General features: G+C 44.1%; 12 protein-coding genes. 2 read left to right on the forward strand and 10 right to left on the reverse strand.

The features are described 5' to 3' along the window. Positions 1–14: 14 nt before the first annotated feature. The 3 genes from FRZ06_09095 to FRZ06_09105 form a co-directional block, all read right to left on the reverse strand. Positions 15–1,754 carry a GGDEF domain-containing protein gene (locus tag FRZ06_09095; GenBank protein ID QOX63494.1) on the reverse strand — a complete coding sequence of 580 codons (1,740 nt, stop codon included), beginning with the start codon at positions 1,752–1,754 and terminating at the stop codon, positions 15–17. Between the two features lie 113 nt (positions 1,755–1,867). Further along, a complete protein-coding gene (locus FRZ06_09100) occupies positions 1,868–2,743 on the reverse strand; it encodes a cell wall hydrolase (protein ID QOX63495.1) in 876 nt (291 codons plus the stop codon). Positions 2,744–2,862: 119 nt separating this feature from the next. Further along, positions 2,863–3,204: a helix-turn-helix transcriptional regulator gene (locus tag FRZ06_09105; protein QOX63496.1), complete on the reverse strand. Its 342-nt coding sequence runs from the start codon at positions 3,202–3,204 to the stop codon at positions 2,863–2,865. 335 nt (positions 3,205–3,539) lie between these two features. On the opposite strand from FRZ06_09105, the gene FRZ06_09110 reads away from it, so the two are divergent. After that, entirely contained in the window at positions 3,540–5,663 is a 2,124-nt protein-coding gene (locus tag FRZ06_09110; GenBank protein ID QOX63497.1) for an EAL domain-containing protein, read from the forward strand. Position 5,664: 1 nt separating this feature from the next. Here FRZ06_09110 and FRZ06_09115 read toward each other — a convergent pair whose 3' ends face one another. From FRZ06_09115 to FRZ06_09145, 7 genes are all read right to left on the reverse strand, one after another. Next, on the reverse strand, positions 5,665–8,361 hold the full coding sequence (locus tag FRZ06_09115) for a calcium-translocating P-type ATPase, PMCA-type (protein ID QOX63498.1): 2,697 nt from the start codon (positions 8,359–8,361) through the stop codon (positions 5,665–5,667). 242 nt (positions 8,362–8,603) lie between these two features. Next, positions 8,604–10,046: an amino acid permease gene (locus FRZ06_09120; GenBank protein QOX63499.1), complete on the reverse strand. Its 1,443-nt coding sequence runs from the start codon at positions 10,044–10,046 to the stop codon at positions 8,604–8,606. A 91-nt stretch (positions 10,047–10,137) separates the two neighbouring features. After that, positions 10,138–11,679, reverse strand: a complete 1,542-nt coding sequence (locus FRZ06_09125; GenBank protein QOX63500.1) for a hypothetical protein — start codon at positions 11,677–11,679, stop codon at positions 10,138–10,140. A 207-nt stretch (positions 11,680–11,886) separates the two neighbouring features. Next, on the reverse strand, positions 11,887–13,626 hold the full coding sequence (locus FRZ06_09130; GenBank protein QOX63501.1) for an HD domain-containing protein: 1,740 nt from the start codon (positions 13,624–13,626) through the stop codon (positions 11,887–11,889). Positions 13,627–13,817: 191 nt separating this feature from the next. Then, on the reverse strand, positions 13,818–15,089 hold the full coding sequence (locus FRZ06_09135; GenBank protein ID QOX63502.1) for a PTS ascorbate transporter subunit IIC: 1,272 nt from the start codon (positions 15,087–15,089) through the stop codon (positions 13,818–13,820). An 11-nt stretch (positions 15,090–15,100) separates the two neighbouring features. Further along, entirely contained in the window at positions 15,101–15,385 is a 285-nt protein-coding gene (locus tag FRZ06_09140) for a PTS sugar transporter subunit IIB (protein ID QOX63503.1), read from the reverse strand. 95 nt (positions 15,386–15,480) lie between these two features. Further along, positions 15,481–15,915: a PTS sugar transporter subunit IIA gene (locus FRZ06_09145; GenBank protein QOX63504.1), complete on the reverse strand. Its 435-nt coding sequence runs from the start codon at positions 15,913–15,915 to the stop codon at positions 15,481–15,483. A gap of 305 nt (positions 15,916–16,220) precedes the next feature. On the opposite strand from FRZ06_09145, the gene FRZ06_09150 reads away from it, so the two are divergent. Next, positions 16,221–18,236 (forward strand): PRD domain-containing protein, encoded by a 2,016-nt coding sequence (locus tag FRZ06_09150; protein ID QOX63505.1) that lies wholly within the window; start codon positions 16,221–16,223, stop codon positions 18,234–18,236. Positions 18,237–18,301 lie beyond the last annotated feature (65 nt).

Raw genomic sequence — 18,301 nt, forward strand, 5'->3', positions numbered from 1 at the left:
TTGTTCCCCTGCGATCACTCGAGAATCTTCAGCTTCATCTTTTTATCTTTTTTCATAAAAGCCAGTGCTTCCGTCAATTCAAAGACATCCTTAAATCCTCGGAAACGATTATTCACAGACGCCACGGTCAAGGTAATCAGCGGAAATTTCTCGATTTGGTTCCGTCTGTTTGCGGTCATGATGTAGCCCTTAACCACGTCATCATGGCTGTAGTATTTTAAGACTTCATCTTCAAATACTGACACAATCCTTTGAAAAAAATCCTCCTCGACATGCAAGCCTACAATCACAACAAAATCATCTCCGCCAATATGTCCAATGAACTCACCGCTGTCGAGATTTTCCATGAGAAGGTTGGCTAAAAGTTTTAGCACCATATCACCATTTTCGAAGCCGTAAACATCATTGTATGCCTTAAAATTATCTATGTCAAAATATGCCACGCTATAAGGTCCACCATCAAAAACACAGCGGTGGAGCTTCTGCTCAATGATGAGATTCCCTGGCAATCCAGTGAGGGGATTTTGATGCTTTGCAGCAGCAACCTCTATTTCCGTGGTCTTTCGCAAGAGATCTCGAATGGTCACCGTCCCGAAAAACTCACCATTCTTTGTAACCACAATAAAATCGTATAGCTTTTCAAGCTCCCGGGACATGGCGATGGAAGACACTACATTGACAGGAGTATCACAATCAACTGATAGAAAATCCCGATCCATCACATGTGAGATCGGTTTATTTTGATATAGTGCAAAACCATATTGTCCGCTGAGTTTCAAAGCGAGCCGCTCTTTGGTCACAATTCCCGCTGGAATTTTATCTTTCAATACGCATAGACCGATGCAGGAAGGGGAGTGACGGAAAACATCGAAAACATCGGGAACAAGCTCTGACGGCGATATGGTTTCTGTGACTGTGCAGAGGTTTTTAATAGGGGTATTAAAGATGCTGCTCGTAATAGCATCGTACTTTCTGGAATTTGCATTCTTAATTTTCGTGATGATTTCTTGCCTGATTTCCTTTACCGCACAGTCCGGCTGCTGGATATAATACCCCTGACCGTACTGCACGCCCAGCACGATGAGTGCCTCCATTTCCTCTGCTGTTTCGATCCCTTCTGCAATCAGATGGATATTTGAAATCTTGGAAAGTTCAACCATGCCTTTTACCAGAGCCGCTTTGAGCCCATCAGAGTCGACATTGCGAATCAGCTTCATGTCAAGCTTGATATAGTTGGGGTTTACATCACTGATGAGATTCAAGCCGGAATAGCCAGCTCCGGCATCGTCGATGGCAATTCTATAGTCCTGGCTTTTATAATGGGATACGGTGGCAATAAAGCCCTTTAGATCTTTAATAATATTCCGTTCAGTGATTTCAAAAATGATATTGCTGGGGGAGATTTGATACTGATTCAGATACTCCTTCGTCAATCCTTTCTGGAACGTTTCATCGTGCAAAACATTTGGATTGACGTTGATAAAGAGCTTTTTGTCGTAGGGCGGAACCATAAAGCGGAAGGCAGCTTCAAAGGCTTTTGTTCTGCACAGCTGCTCAAGCTCCCATAAACAATTGTATTTCCCTGCTAGAATGAACAGTTCCTCAATGTTCTTAATGTTCGTCACACATGTAATTCTGCTCAGCGCTTCGTGACCCAACACCTCGCCGTCACGAAGAGAGATAATGGGCTGAAACACTGTCTTGATCTCTCTGTTACTGATAATATTGTTTAAATCCTGCGTCACGTTGTCCATAATGGAGATCTCCTTTGTTTCTTCTTCCTATAGTTTAGCACAAAGGGATATCTCCGATGGAAAAGGACAGGTTAAGAATTGGTTAATTCCATGTAAAATTCTCAGCAGACAAGTCAAAAGGCAAATATCATACAGCCTATTTTAACAGAAACGGCTTTTTCCAGAATCCATTCGTTTGTTGTTGTATCATCATAATAGAACTGCGCGCCCTTTGTTGGATCTTCTCCGCGCAGCGCCGCCTTTGCAGCCATTATGCAGGACTCTTTTGCAGGCTTGTCAATCCAGCCGTTGACCACAGGCGTAAATTGATCATACCCTCCGATGTTCTGATAGATTACTCCTTCAATAGAGTCGGGCCATACTCCGCTTTTCACTCTGTTCAGAACGACTGCGCCGACAGCCACCTGAGCCTCGTAGGGTTCCCCCTGCGCTTCAGCAGTAATCAGTCTTGCAAGGAGGTCAAGTTCCTGGTCTTCAGATGAAGCCTCCTCTTTTTCGTTTTTGGATCCAGCCCCGGAAGCATCAGGTATTTGAGCGCTCTCTGAAATTGGTTGAGAAGTTGTTATTTGATCCTCTAAAACAGCAGCACCTTGATTCGAAAATTGGGATTCGGTGTTCTGTTTCTGTTCTTCTCTGATGCTGCCGCCTCTGGACGCAGGAGCTGCGTCCCTTTGCTGCTCTGCAAGATAAGCTATGTATCCTTCTGGCTCCAAATCCGTGTGATTGTCAGTGCTGGTGCTGCTTTTCAAGCCGTCTTCTTTGCTTTTTCCTTCCGCTAAGGCAGCGCCTTCCGCAGACTCTGTTTCGGAAAGCGCAACCGAATCTTTAGGTTTTTGTTCTAGGATTCGGTCAGTCTCTTCCTCTTGACCAACTAGCGTACCGCTCAGGTTCGTACGGACTTGATCATTTGCTGCTACACCAATGGAGATACTCAGTGCAAGCAAGCTTCCGGCAACAAGCAGTTTTATTTTAATTGATTTATTTTGCATTGATTTCCCTTTCACGGTTTTCTTACTATTTTAATATGTTCTAATCCGCGTTTCCATTGGTAATTCCGGGAACTACATGAAAATTACGGATAAAGAAAGCTGCACATTTCAGATGTTTATTACTTTGTCATCTCAAGCAACACAGTCAAACGCTCCAATAATCTTCCTTTCGAAACATCATCCAGACATCTGTATTGTGTGAGCAAAGCTATTTCTTCGTGAGAGAGCTGCAAATCGCAAGCGGTTTTACTATCATTTAAAGCCACATAGCCTCTCAGAAGAAAGTCAACAGAGAGATGATAGAAGTCTGCAAGCTTGACCAACATTTTAAGATCAGGCTCATTCGATGCAGTCTCATATTTCGTATACGTAGAAACACTGATTCCAAGCTGCTTTGCAACTTGCGACTGCGTTAAATTCATTGATACCCTTGCATTCCTTAGGTTCAAGTTGAATGCCATTTCTTCACCTCCCAACTTTATTTTATATTTTATGCAAATTTAATACAAACAATATGACAAAACGTCATCCTTAAGTTGACAATTCGACAAATAATGACTAAAATGGATATAATATGTGACATATCGTCATATTAATTTACACTACGGATTTCAATTTCGATTTCCCATCATACTACTAGGCATTCTGTGTTTTCTTCCGGTAAGCAGCGCAAAAAACGATGCAGCACGGACTTTCAGATTTCAATTCTACCGAGTCATGCAAAGCATACGCATATAATACGAATTCCCAAATAATGGGCAACTAATCAGATCAAAAGGGTTAAGTGGAGATAAAAATGAATTCGGCTAAATGCAGAAAACGACTGGAGACATTAGTTAAAGACAATCTCATAGTGATCATGCCGATTCTCTTAATCGGTTTACTTTTTATTACCTGGCTCTATTACGATTCGATTTCAAATGAAATCGACAAGGAACAGGAGAAAACCAGGATAATGGCACACGGTGTAGACGTACAGCTAAACAGTAGTATCCAAGCTTTAAAACAGATCGGAATTCTTCTCAGCTATCATCAAGCAGACGAAAATTCAAAAAACACAGAACTGCTCCTCAGACAATTCGAGGAAAACCAGACGGTGTTCCAATCGATCCAGCTTGTGGATAAGCGGGATGATAGCCAATCACCTGCTAGTATTACCCTTTCATCAGAGAAAGCTGCCATCACAATTTCTATGCCTTCGGGCGAAATGGAGCTGATTGGGATCATTGATTTTCCTACAATTTGTTCTGAAATGTTAACAAGCCAGGGTATCGGCGACGATACCCTTAGTATTGCCCTTATACAAGGAAAAAACAGTCCCGTAATGCTTAAAGATTTTTCCAATCGAACAAAAAAACAAAATCGCTATTACGAAGAACTCATTTCCAGAGCAGCAAAAACGAAAGCTTCGGATGCCTACTTGAGATTTCCGGGCAATGGCGGTATCGTCACCACTGCAGAGCTGAAGTCTGTTCCTTGGACACTGATCTGCGTAAGAGATCCAGCGCGCATTCACTACGTGGTAATCCCTCTGATCGTCTTCCTGCTGGCAAATTTAGTGATGATTATCCTATACCTCTCCATGAGTATGCGGCGCTTCCGAAAGATAAGGCGCACAATCGAATTAAAAGATGTCAAATTAGAGTTCCTGGAATATCACGACAGATTGACCGGGGTGGAGAACAGAGCATATCTTTATCAGAAGCTCGATTTGAAAAGCTATCTGGGATCTGCAAAAAATATGGCTCTGATTTATATCAATGTTGACAGTTTTAAAAATGTCAATGATACATTCGGTCATTCTTTCGGGGATGAACTGCTGATTAATGTTTCCGGAGTACTAAAAAACTGTATGGCTGATCCCTGCAAGTTGATTCATCTTGGAGGCGACGAATTTGCATGCCTGATACCTGATCGTGATTACAGCGAAGTTTTTGACATGATACAAAATATTCGTAATCAATTTATGGACTCCATTATTTGCTGTGACAGAAGCATCTATATTTCCATCAGCATTGGTGTAAGCATGTATCCAGACCACGGAAAAGATTTTGATACACTGCTACGATATGCAGACATAGCACTTCATTCTGCAAAAGCTCAGGGAAAAAGTGCATTTGCATTTTATGAACCCTCTATGAATCTTGCGATTGAAAAGCGATTAAAAATTGAGCAGCACCTTCGCAGCACTCCTGAACTTGATGAGTTCTACATTGTGTTTCAGCCTCAGGTAAGCACCAAAAGCGGCACGATAAGGGGCTTCGAAGCCCTGCTGCGATGGAACAGTGATACCTTAGGCAATGTGGATACCGGAGAATTCATTTCTGTTGCTGAAGATACGGGAATCATCGTTCCCATAGGAGAATGGGTGATTCGGGAGGCCTGCAGCCAGATCGGCAGTCTCAATAGCGCGCGAAATACAAGCTATACACTGGCCGTTAATGTATCACCCATTCAATTAAAAAGCCCAGGTTATTCTTCAAATCTCAAAAAAATCCTCGAAGAGACCTCCTTTGATCCTAAATTACTTGAGATTGAAATCACAGAGAATGTCTTTATTCATCATAAGGACGGAATGATTACCGAAACATTGGAAGAGCTGCTTCGCATCGGGGTGCGTGTCGCACTTGACGATTTCGGCACAGGCTATTCCTCACTCTCTTATTTAAACAAGCTTCCCATTCAAACCTTGAAGGTTGACAAGAATTTTATCAGCAATCAAAGGGATCCAAGGACAAGAAGCATGCTCGAATCGATCATCATCATGGCGCATAAGCTTCAGCTCTCTGTCATCGCGGAAGGTGTGGAAAAGAAAGAAGAACTTGCGCTATTAAAACGACTTGATTGTGATTTTATTCAGGGCTATTACTTCAGCAAACCCGTACTTTTTGAAGAGATCTTTTCACTAGATATTCTCTGAGCTATTGGCATATCTTTTCATCAGATGCGCTCTGATCGCCTTCTTTCCAAATCGGAAAGATTCTCTTTACGGCAATTTTGCGGAGGACATCGGCTGGAATCACCACTGCCGCACCACAGATTGCAAAGATAAGCTCCTGCATCGCCAGACTCCCCGTGCGGAACATGCTCCCTCCGAAATAGATCAGTACAATTTGTACAACTGCTATCATGGACATAATCAGGATAAATGCCGGATTTCTGCTAAGGTACGCTGTCAAATTGATTCTTGGAGTTCTGGCGTTAAAGCTGTTGAATAATCCGCAGAAAATAAACAAGGTAAAAAATGCGGAATAAAAACAGATCGGATTCAGGTGATAGTGATAGAACGCTTTCACAAAACCAACGGACAGAAACAGCATGCAGATCGTGATTGTAAAAAGACCTGCAAATAAGATTTGGTTGATCATCCCTCCGTTTAAAACCGGCTCCTCTCTCGATTTGGGCGGTTCCTCCATATACTCTTCCAGCGGCGGTTCTCCCGCAAACGCAAGGCCTGCAAGCGTATCCATAATGATATTGACCCAAAGCATTTGAATCACTGTGATGGGTGTTTCAAAGCCGATGAAAGGCCCCACCAGCGATACGCCAACGGCGCATAGATTCATCGTCAGCTGGAATACGATGAACTTCTGAATACTTTTAAATATGGTTCTGCCGTATAGGATGGCCTTTGCAATGGAGGCGATGTTATTATCCATAATGACAATGTCCCCTGCCTCCTTCGCAACCTCCGTTCCATCTCCCATAGCAAATCCCACATCTGCAAGCTTCAGTGCCGGGCTGTCATTGATGCCGTCCCCTGTCATCCCTGCCACCAGCCCCATTTCCTGAGCCAGTGTTACAAGCCTGCTCTTGTCGGTGGGAAGCGCTCTTGCGACAATTCGAATTTGCGGAAGCACAGTCTTTACCTCTTCATCTGAAAGCCGATTCAGTTCTGCACTGGTTATAACGTTGTAATGCTCTTCCTTCTCCACCAGACCGCATCCTTTTCCTATGGCAACAGCCGTCTCTTTATTATCTCCAGTAACCATAACTACCTGAACGCCGGCATTGGTCACCTGCCTTACTGAATGGCGGGCCTCCAATCTCAGCTCATCGCGGATTCCAACAATCCCGATTAAGATCAAGTCTTCCAGGCTGCTTTTATCCAGCGGCCATTTGTCCGATGCTGCCACGACCAGCATTCTGACTGCCTGATTTGCCAGATCCCGACGGATTTTTTCAAGTTTCTGCAGGTTGGATAAGGCCTTGATCCTTCCCTCCTCGTCATAGTATCTTGTGCATTTCCAAAGCAACAACTCAGGTGCCCCTTTTATCAGAGAAAGGTCCATCGGACCACAGAGCCTTGCAGCAGAAAATTTATCCGTACTGTTAAAAGGGATGGAATCCAGTTTGATATATTCATCCGGTTCCCGGTAGATAGGCAGCACATAGTCCAATAGAGCCCGATCAGTCATATTGCCCCCCAGTGATTCGTCGCCGGCTAATACCGCACCGGTATTAAAAAAGCTGGAGATTGTCATCAGATGAAACAGTCTGGATTCTCTGTTCAACGGGTCATTGTTCTGATAAACGTTGCCGTCACCGGAAATAAAGTGACTGACAGAGAGCTTCCCCTGTGTCAGCGTTCCAGTCTTGTCCGTAAACAGGATGTTCAGACTCCCTGCGGTCTCAATTCCCACCAGTTTACGCACCAGAACATGGTCCTTCATCATTCTCATGGTGTTGGAGGATAGTACCACGGTGATCATCATCGGTAACCCTTCCGGCACAGCAACCACAACGATGGTAATCGCCAGAGTTAACGCATGCAGGATATGCTCTGCCATTAACGGAAAGCTTGTCAGCTCCCGGAGGATCAACTGAGGCATGAAGTGATTGTTCAAAACCACATTACTGAAAAGATCGGACATTGCTACAAGAAAAGCTGCGATGTAACCAAGCCTGCTGATGGTACCTGCAAGCTGTCCAAGTCTCACTTTCAGCGGGCTGTCTCGAGTTTCCTCCTGCATTGCGGCTGCCATATGACCGTAAAAAGTATGGTTGCCGACCCTTGCCACCTCCATGATGCCTTCTCCCTCGTCCACGACGCTTCCTCGGAATAATTGGTCAAAGGACAGCAAGTCCCAGTTTCTCACTGCATCAGGTACTGACGAATCACGCGAAGGCAATTTTGCCACCGCCTTGCTCTCACCATTTAATGCCGATTGATCTACTTTGAGGCTTCCCGATATTAATATCCCATCCGCAGGAATTCTCTCCCCTGCCTGAAGCAGCACGATATCCCCTGCCACGACCTCAGAAATAGAAGCAGAGACGGGTTTCCCGGAGCGCATCAGTCTGCACCGGATCTGCTCTGCTTCGTCCATCAATTTAGCAAAAGCCGCTTCACTTCCGTATTCAGAAAGAGTGGAAACAAAGGTAGCAAGAAAGACTGCAATGGCAATACCCACTGATTCCATCCAATTTGCATTTCGAAAAAGAAAAATGATATTCAATGCCAGCGCAGCCAAAAGAATTTTGATGATAGGATCACCAAAACTGCTCAGATATTGACTCAGGAACCCCTTTCTCTTTCTTTTTTCCAGTTCATTGCTCCCGTTGGCCCTTCTTGATTCAGCCACTTCGGAGGGATTTAATCCACTGTGTTTACTCATGGTCGACTCCTCATCATACGTTTTAAAAAATTAACTGTCATCGGGCAACATACTTTTTTAAACCCGTGTACGTTTCCTTAGATCTTATTCAGAGGAAGTGGACAATATGTCAGAAAAACAATATGGATCAATCAATTGAAAAAGCCAAGACCGCAGTCTTAGCTTTTTCAGTAATGAGCATCATTTCGGATCTAAGTTCATAGTGCTCTACGAATAGATTGATTTACCGAAACTTACAGTCCCTATTTGTAGTAAACCAGATCCGCTTCCTCAGGCTTGATCATCTTTGTCTTCTTTATGAATTTGTAACCAAAGTAGCAAATCAGAAAGATAAACAGACCGAAGTAGGCAACGAGAAAGCCCATGAAGGTAAAGTCACCATAGGCATAGAACTGACCCAAGATGATGCATACACAAAGAACAGCGGAGAGAATGGGTCCAAAGGGATACCATTTGGCTTTATATTTCAGATCCTCAATCCGATGTCCCTGCGCAATATAAGCACGTCGGAACGCATAATGAGACATCGCAATAGCCAGCCAAGCGATGAAACCAGTCAATGCAGATGCATTAAGCAGCCAGTAGTAGACTGTATTCAGCCCGTACTCAGCGGTAAGGAAGCAAAGAGCTGCAACTAGAGTGGTAAGGTTCAATGCATAGATTGGAGTTCCCCTTTTATTAACTTTTTTAAAGATCTGGGGAGCTTTACCCTCTTCAGCGAGAGAATATAACATTCTGGTGGAACAATAGAGACCAGCATTCCCACAAGAAAGCACCGAAGTAAGGATTACTGCATTCATCAAGGAAGCTGCAATTGCAAGTCCTGCTCTTTCAAACACAAGGGTGAATGGGCTATAGATCAAATTTTCAACGCCGGTCTTAGATAAATTTGGATCGGTGTACGGCAGCAGAAAGCCAATCAGCGCAACCGCACCGATGTAAAAGATCATAATACGCCAAAAGACGCTTTTTATGGCCTTCGGAACCGTTTTCTCCGGATGCTCCGTCTCTCCGGATGCAATTCCCACGATTTCAGTTCCTTGGAAAGAGAATCCGGCAAAAAGGAAGCAACCCAATACAGCCAGACCGCCTCCCACAAAGGGTGCCTCTCCTACGGTCCAGTTACTGAAACCAGGTGATTGCCCCCCCATGATTCCCAGAATCATCAGCACTCCCATGATGAGGAACACGACAACTGTAACAACTTTGATGCCAGCAAACCAAAACTCGCCTTCTCCATAGGCACGAGCAGAAAAATAATTCAGTAAATATACAAGAACAAGAAAAATTGCACTCCAAAGGACACTATTGGCATCAGGCATCCAGAATTTTACGAGAATGCAGCTTACAACAAGCTCGACCGCGACTGTAATCGACCAAGAAAACCAATAATTCCATCCAACGGCAAACCCAAATGCCGGGTCCACAAAACGTGTGCAGTAGGAAGAAAACGAACCTGTAACAGGGATTTGGGTTGACATTTCACCAAGGCTAGTCATTAGAAAATAGACAAGTGCACCAGTGATAATATAGGCTAGTAAGGCTCCTCCAGGACCCGCGGCAGTAATGTTATAACCCAATGCAACGAATAGTCCGGTACCGATTGATCCTCCAAGTCCAATCATGGTTAGGTGTCTTTGCTTTAAACTTCTTTTTAGGCTGGCTTCATTTTTAACGTCTTCCATCAGGTAACCTCCTTTAAATCATAAAATTCGATTTACTTTTTATGGTTCCTATTCAGAAAAACTAGTCCATCTTATCTGCTGTTTTATTTCGCTATACAAACGTTGCTTTGACTGCAGCTTCATCCAGCTCACCGTCATCAGCAGCAATTTGAAACCACACACGATCCAGCGCATCGCTGATTTCCCGAGACAGCGGCGGAGCCTTTGGATTCTCCAGCATCTCCGATACGATTTCTCTGGCGTGGTCAAAGCTTGTTTTCGCCCCCCTTTCCTTCCATTTTTCGCAGTTCTGGCGGTCGATTACCGCTGAGGGCAAATAGGGTTCTTTCTTGAACCATTTTAGCGTATGCCTTGTGGAAAGATAATCACCGTGTGAGCCCATTTCGGCAATCAGATCCGCGGCAAGGGTTTCTTCAGAAAAATCCATTCCCCTGGTGATTCTATGTGCCATTCCGCAGATTTCATTGTCTATGACCAGCTTTTCAAGGCTGAAGGTATTACAAAAATCCAACATGCCAGGCCCCGATATGATATCGATTCCAGCCAATGCAGCAAGAATACCGCTTACAGCACTTTCCAGTCCGGCTTGCGAATCACAGCGCTTTGCATCACTCAGGCAAGCATAGGTATGGACAGGCATTCCGTAATATTTACCCATCTGGGAACAAGCCCCTGCAATCATGCTGGTTTCTATTGAATTCAGGGAAGTAGTCATATTCTTCATGTCGAAAAACATCGGCGCACTGCCGTAGATCATGGGATTTCCAGGATTAATCAGTTGGGTCAGCACAATACCGCTGAGGGTCTCAACAGTATGAAGAAGAACGGAGCCGGCAAGAGTAGCCGGAGAGGCTGCTCCAAGCAGCGGAACTGAAATGGTTTCTATGGGCATACCATATGTGGCAGCGTCCATTAGATTACGACAGCTGACCTCAGTCCATTTCAAAGGAGGGATGGATGTAATATCAAGAACGGCTCGGGGTTTTTCCCGAAGTTTTTCAAATCCTCCGGCATCAGCAGCCAGAAGTGCCCGAATGGCTTTCACTCCGTCAGCGGAGTATGCACCCGTGATGAAAGGTTTGGTAGAATGTTTCAGCAATGCGTAAACTCTGAAACTATCCCCAATGTTCTTTGGTATGTCATAAGGAGTGAGTGCTGTTGCCAGCAGATCCACATGTGGCAGTGCTTCGCAGACTTTAGCAATCTTAACAAGATCCTCAGAGGCAGCTTCTCTTACTGTTTCTCCGTCAGACTCCAGCATACGAATTCCGGATGAACCCGGGTCAAAATAAACGTTTCCTTGCCCTAATACGGCTGATGGCTTTCCGTCTCTGCTGTAGAGCGTGAAAGAGGAGGGTGCATTCTTCACCGCAGTCTCAACCATTTGAGGAGGGATTTTCACAATTTTTGTCTGGAAGTCTACCTTGGCACCACTTCGGTCAAAAATCTTTAAGACTTCCTCACCTTGGAAGTAGACTCCCGTGTTTTCCAATAGCTCCAGGGCCTTTTCATGCATGGTAGAAATCTGATCATTTGAAAGCATTCTGAGCTGTGGCTGATCCTGGAATGAGAATTTCTCCATAATACCTCTCCTTATTTTCTGAAAAGTCTTACAATTACTCGACTTAATCATATTCAAAAAAGATTGGTGATGATAGGAAATGTTTTTGATGTTCTTGTAGTATTTATTGTAAAAGTGCCTGTTTCACCTCTTTTTAGGGCCATAATTATAGCAATATTTTATTGCTTGATTACAAATTATTTGTAATCAAAATGTGACTGGTACCACTTCCGACAGGAAACGATCTTTCGTGATAAAAAATTACAGCAGGCTGTCCATTCAGCCTGCTGCGCCTTTTGTTGCAAAAGCATCAATAAATGCTCCGACGATGTTAGGATCAAATTGTGTTCCTGAATTTCGAATAAGTTCACCGATGGCCTCTTCCTTTGTCAGCGGGATTTTCCGATGCGGTCTGATGGTTGTCATGGCATCATAGCTGTCCGCCACAGCGATAATCCTAGCATACAAATCAATATCCAAGCCCTTCAAGCCTTGGGGATAACCGAGTCCGTCAAATCGCTCATGATGCTCATAGACCATCCGTCTGCACTCCATCAAAAACTGTGTTGAATGAAGGATGCGGAAACCTATTTCTGGATGCTGGCGCACCAGATTCATCTCGAAATCGCTGAGTTTCCCCTCTTTGCGAAGAATGTCCTCCGGAATGCCGATCTTTCCAATATCATGGAGCAAACTGCCATAGATTAGGTTCTGAAGTTCTCCTTCCTGCAGACCCAGTTCTACTCCGATCAGGACTGCATAATCCTTCACTCTGTCACAGTGTCCCCCTGTATACTGGTCCTTCGCTTCGATGGCATTGGCAAGCATTTTGACGGTCTCATAGTAAAGTCTCCTATTTTCCGCAAGCGCTCTTTCCAGTTCTGCCTCTCTGGCATAGTCCTCTTCCCGCAGTTCATGAATGGTTCTGACCATCTGATCAAAGCTTTTGCTTAAATACTCCAGTTCATCACCTGTCTTTAAGTCTGTCTCAACAAAATAGTTGCCTGCGCTGACCTGATGCACGGCTTTTGTTATAATTTCGATTGGCCTTGATACGCTGCGAGCCAGAAATATGCTCAAAAGAGCCGACATGACGAGCCAGACAAGGCTAATGCTGAACGTGTATCGTTCCAACTCGTTCAGTTCCTTGAGAAGGTGCTTATCGTTGTAAATAACCTCAATGATGTTCTGCTGATTTGTTCCGATGGCATTCTCTATTTTATAAGGAATGTACCGATAGTAGCGATGGTAACCGTCCCTTTTTTCCGACTGATCGATGGAGGTTTCTTCATCCAACGCCCTATGCAAAATGCTAAGTTTCTTAGAATCCATCTTGATCAGTCCACCAGAGGGATCATAAATATAAGAATTACCGTCCCGATCATATACCGTTACCGATTCAACAAATTCATGATTTTTTCTGATCTTTTTTTCAATTGATTCAAAGCCGATTCCTTCATATTTTTCTGTCATGATCTTCATGTTCAGACCTGCTTCGAAGATATAACGTCCGTCTCCGCTGGGCAGATAGCTGTAGCGCATCACACGGTTATCTCTGACGGAAAAAGAAAGTCTGTCGGACAAGTAGATCCCATTCTTTCTCACGCTGTCAAGAAACGCTACAAATTCCGGTATCCCTTGAAAGGAGAGTCCCTTATCGATGGGATCGGTCGTCATAATGACACTGTTATTCTCATCAATCACATAGTAATTCACTCCCGGAACAATAGCGTGCCCAGGCAGTTTCAGTGATCCATCCCTCATGTAACGGAAGTGCATATCATAAAGGGCATTCCGGATCTGTTCATCAAACTGAAGCTCAAGCATGGAATAGTTTACATCTGCATCCTTCACCGCAAGAAGCACCTGTTCTTCCACCATAAATTTTTCCTGCTCAAACTTGTTCAGAAATACCTGCTCCGTATATCTAAATTGGATAATACTGTATAGTCCTATGCTGATGAAGCACAGAACATAGATCAGTATTGTCAGTTTAATTTTAAACGGTTTCTTTCTCATGATTTTTGACAACCTCTTTGCACGGGAGGATTTTACCAAATCATACCATAAAGCTTGTCGTATTTCATCATATTTTGACGAAATAAATTATTTCTTCCGTTTTTTCTGTTTTCTTCCTTCTGCAGAAAGGCGGCAGATTCTCACCCGATCTGCCGCCTTTTTTAAATGAATTTTAGATTTATAAATTTACTTTATAGGATTAGCCTTGCCACAAGACCTTCGAGAATTCCCCAGAAAGAGAAGTCCTGCCCGCCGTAGACCAGCATCCAGTTATTGATTGTGTTCCCAAAGAAGTAGGAGCCGAAGCCTACAAGGAAGATCATAATAATACCACTCAATGCTGCGCCGACAACTGCTCCTCTTACTCCTCCTGTTGCATTTCCAATAATGGCTGCCGTTCCGATTTCAAAGAAACAGGTAACGGTCAGCGGAATAATGATCGTAGGGAACATTCCCGCTGTCATGATGATTGTAATGGTGGAGGTAATCATTGCAACGATAAATCCAATAATCAGCGCATTGGGAGCATAGTTAAAAATGACCGGGCAATCCAGTGCGGGTATGGCTCCGGGAACGAGTTTCTCAGCAATACCCTTAAATGCGGGAACAATCTCAGCAATGAGCATCCGAACCCCCAGGAGCATGATGGTGATACCAACACCGAAGAATACCGACTTCGTAAAGATATATGTAAACGCCCCTGTTGATCCTCCCGCATAGCCCCATACCTCACCGGGGTTAAGCTTGTTGGACAGTAGAATGAAATACATGACCACGTAGGTAATACAAATTACAATAGAGCCGGTAATGGATACTTCTCTGAGGAATCCCAGTCCTTTGGGAATCTTCAAATCTTCCGTTGACCTTGACTTGTTTCCGATTGCCTTCCCAAGGTATCCGGAAATAACGGATAAAATCGTCGTTGGGTGTCCGATGGTGAAACTATCATCTCCGGTAACCTCTTTGACCAGAGGTCTCATCAGATTGGGTGATATGACCATATATGCTGATGTAAAGACTGCCGCAAGAACCACCAGCTTTACTCCCGTAAGTCCGGCATCCACACCGGCCGCAATGAACACATAGGGAAACCAGTAGAGCATGTGTCCCGTCAGAAAGATGGATTTCCATCTCGTAAAGCGCGCAAAAAACAAATTAAATGCGAAAGCTACCAGCATTACGATACCGATCTGGGTACCATAAACCGTCATATCAATATCCGGTGACCCACTGGCTGTTGGCATCATTGTATTAAATGCTCCCGAAAGACCATCAATTGCTCTGGTTACGATAATGCCGGTACCTTGAGACAGTACAAAGAACCCAATGGCAGTCATCAAAGTTCCCCTAACGATTTCGCTGGTAGATTTTTTCTGGAGTATCAAACCGATCAAGGCTACGATTGCCAGAAAAATTGCACCCTGACCAAAGATTTCATTAATAATGAAATTAAGAACACCCATGGTTACCCTCCTTATGATTTCGATAAAAATAATAACGTTTTCTCTCTGATTTCTTCCTTATTCATAAAATTTGAGATCGGTACAACCGGCACTTTTGTGCGGCTCATGATTTGTTCAGCCAATTCGGCCGAGGTGAAGATAACATCGCATGGAGCAGTAGTGCAGGTTCCTATGTCTCCGCAAAAGACCTCTGCTTCCAGGTTGTTCTCCCTAAGAATGTCTTGGATTTTCATCCTTAAAAAAAGGGAGGATCCGCAGCCAAAGCCGCAGACTGCCTGAATTTTCTTTATGTCCATTCTTTCCTTCCTTTCTTACTTGCTTATCTTACTTGCTTATCTTTCTTGCTCATTTGATTTTAAAACTCCAGTAAGCAATGGATGCGAAACCTTCCTTAGCGATTCAGTATCGTTATGACTTCATCTACAGTGGCAGCACAGGCCAAATCACTGATTCGAGATTCCTTAGAAAGTAATTCCGCTATTTTGGTCAATCGATAGATATGCGAAGTCGGGTCCATGCTGCCAAAGCACAAAACAACGGAAACCGGATCATTCTCCGAGCCAAAATTTACAGGGGAAGCTAAGGTGATCAGCGACATATCATTGCGGATGACCCCTCTGCCGGGCGCGGCATGCGCGATGGCAAGCATTGGCGAAATGACTACGTAAGGTCCGTATTCTTTCACTGATTCAATCATATAGTCCATATATTCCGGTTCGATGCTTCCTGCTTCGGCAAGTACGCTTCCCGCTCTGCGGATGGCATCTTCCCAGGTTGCTGCCGGTTCTTTTACACGTATGTGATTCTTCTGGAGTATCTCTTCCAAAAACAACCCTCCCCTCTTGACTTAAATGTCTCAAACGATTTGCTTTCTTACACATCCTCATCCTATCATCTGGCACACCGGGTTCATAGTACACTTTCTTTCACAGTTCTCGGAAGGAAATTTAACTTTACTCCATAGAATGGGAATAGTTAAAATGGTAGTAGCATAAGTTGGCAACGATGCAGGATTGACCAAGATCGTTGGGATTGCCAACGCTCCAGGATCGACAAAGAGAGTTGGGATTGCCAACGATACTGCATTGGTAAAATACTGTGTCGCCCAGTGCCGAAGGAGGGCATGATAACTTGGTGAATAAGAAAACCTGCGAATTATTGACCATATTGATCGGTTCTCCTGGTCAGAGCTTCAAGTATGACGATCTGTCACGCCAGCTTTCGGTGAGCACCCGCTCCGCTAGAAATTACATGCAGGACGTAACTGCCTTTCTTCGAGAACAGGAACTGGCTCATCTCGTTCAGGTAACAAGCAAGGGCATTTCTTTTCTGGGGAGCAATAGCGATGGCAGCCTGATTGCATCCCGCCTTATCGACAGGGATTTTTACCTTTACAAGCTCTCCTCCGAAGAACGGATTTGTATTATTGCTTTGAAGCTTCTACTAACTGACAAAGCCTGTACCCTCTCTTCATTAGAGAAGGAATTCAACGCAAGCAGAGTAACGCTCATGAAGGATATGGAACAGGTTCGCCATCTTCTCAGCCGTTACAAGATTGCTGTTCACTCGTCAACAAGCCAAGGTTACCGCCTGATAGCAACAGAAAAAGACAGGCGGGAATTGATTACAAGAATTGTCTTTCATTCAGCGGAGTCGTTTCTACAGCTTGGAGGGAAAATCAATATCTATGCTTTTTTCATGAATGAAGTTTGCTTCAAAGACCCTGTTTATCAAAATTTATCCGAAATCTTGCAAAATGCTGAAGATCACTTTTCAGCAATCATATCTGATGCTCGTTTCGAGGAAATCCTGTTTACACTTAAGTTGGCTGTAGCCCGGATCAAAGGAGGATTTCTGATTGCTCCGGATGAAGCGGAAGAAGAATCGGTCCGCAGGCTAAGTTCTTTTAAAGTTGTAGAGTTTATCGAAGCCCGTGTATCTGCAGCTGTCGGGATTATATTTCCCTATAACGAAAAGGTCTGGCTTACCCGTAAATTGTATGAATGTCATTTTTATAATCTAAAAAGTATCGAGGATAATTCCTGCATGCAGACCCACCTGGTCCTGATCAATTTTTTGGATCAAATAGGAAGAGCGCTATCGATTCCTCTTGCCGAAGATGTACAGCTGATCAGCCAGCTGAGCAACCACCTTAAGGATATGAAAAAAGCTTACAAGAACGGGGTGGTCCTGTATAATGAATTTCGCGATCAGATCCTATCTGAATACAGCGCATATTATTCTCTTGTGCAGAAAAACTGCTGCACACTGGAGGAACATTTTGGCTATCGCTTCAGCGATGATGAAATTGCGTATATTCTACTTTATCTTGCAGTCAGCGTGGAACGCTATTTCGAAGAGGATACCATTCCGCGAGTCATCGTGGTATGTCATAGCGGCATTGGGACAGCAAATTTTCTGGTTGAACAGCTGAAAGCCAACTTCAACCTGAGAATACTGGCTTCCACTGCCTCCCATAAGCTATCCGATACCGCCAAAGATCGTGATTTCGATCTGATTATTTCCACCATTGTTCTTCCGGATATGACCCATCGCTCCATCAAAGTCTCTCCAATGCTCGATGATAGTGACATCATCGGGCTGCAGCGAATTCTATTGGAAATAAAAAAAGAAAAACGGAGGAAGCGGCTGTATCAAAGAAAGCTCCAGGAAGTCAATCATATAGAATCGGAAGGACGCATCCGTAAGTTGAAAGAGGTTTTCCCGTTGCAAAACATTATTTTGGATGCGGAATGCAGCGATTGGCAAGAAGGGATCAAGCTGGCAGCTTCCCCGCTTCTTGCTGGGGGCAGTATTATCGAACAGTATCTCAGCGCCATTGAAGCATCGGTTATTGCCAACGGAGCTTATTTCGTTTTCTGTCCCGGCGTCGCCCTTGCGCATGCCGGCCCGGGGGACGGGGTCAATCGGTTTGAAATCTCATTGGTACGGCTGAGTACTCCGGTTTGTTTCGGTCATAAGATCAATGATCCGGTGCATTATATTCTCTGCTTTGGTTCCACAACCAATCCTGAAGATGCAAATATTATCCTGAAGCTAATGAATTTTATCAGTCTGGAAGGAATGCTTGAGGAACTGGATACTTATAGAGATGAAGCTCTTTTATACAGACGTATCGTTGGATGAAAGACAAGTGCTGTGCATCAACGAATGCTAGCGATCCACGAGAATTAAGATATGGACATAGGAAT

The sequence above is a fragment of the Clostridiales bacterium genome (assembly GCA_015243575.1).
GTDB lineage: Bacteria > Bacillota > Clostridia > Peptostreptococcales > Anaerovoracaceae > Anoxybacterium > Anoxybacterium hadale.